At 63.7% G+C, this 633-nt stretch carries 1 protein-coding gene; it reads left to right on the top strand.

The annotated features are described in order from the left end of the window. A partial coding sequence (locus C5S62_RS01480) for a YifB family Mg chelatase-like AAA ATPase (RefSeq protein WP_133159447.1) occupies positions 1-633 on the top strand: 633 nt, incomplete at both ends.

Raw genomic sequence — 633 nt, 5'->3', positions numbered from 1 at the left:
GTCGCCGCCGCCGGCGGGCACAACCTCCTGCTGGTGGGCAGTCCGGGCTGCGGCAAGAGCATGATGGCCAAACGCGTGCCGTCCATCCTCCCGCAACTCACCCTGACGGAAAGCCTGGAAACAACACAGATACATTCCGTGGCGGGCAAACTAGCAGCCGGCTCCTCACTCATCACGCAGCGCCCCTTCCGGAGCCCTCACCACACCATTTCCGACATTGCACTCATCGGCGGCGGAAGCAGCCTACAGCCCGGCGAAATTTCGCTGGCCCACAACGGGGTGCTTTTCCTCGACGAACTGCCCGAATTCAACCGTTCGGCGCTCGAAACGCTGCGCCAGCCGCTCGAGGACCGCGCCATCACCATCTCACGCGCCAAATACACGGCCACCCTGCCCTGCTCCTTCATGCTCGTAGCCGCCATGAATCCATGTCCGTGCGGCTACTACAATCATCCCACGCACGACTGCGACTGCTCGCCGGGACACATACAGCGCTACATGAACAAGATTTCCGGCCCGCTGCTCGACCGCATCGACCTGCAGGTGGAAGTCACCCCCGTGCCGCTGGAGCATCTCACCAACGCACCGGCCGGTGAGCTGAGCGCAGCCATCCGCGAACGCGTTGTCAGGGCA

Source organism: Prevotella sp. MGM2 (genome assembly GCF_002933955.1).
Taxonomy (GTDB): Bacteria; Bacteroidota; Bacteroidia; order Bacteroidales; family Bacteroidaceae; genus Alloprevotella.
Note: the sequence above shows the minus strand (reverse complement) of the source record. Positions and strands in the feature narration are given on the sequence as shown.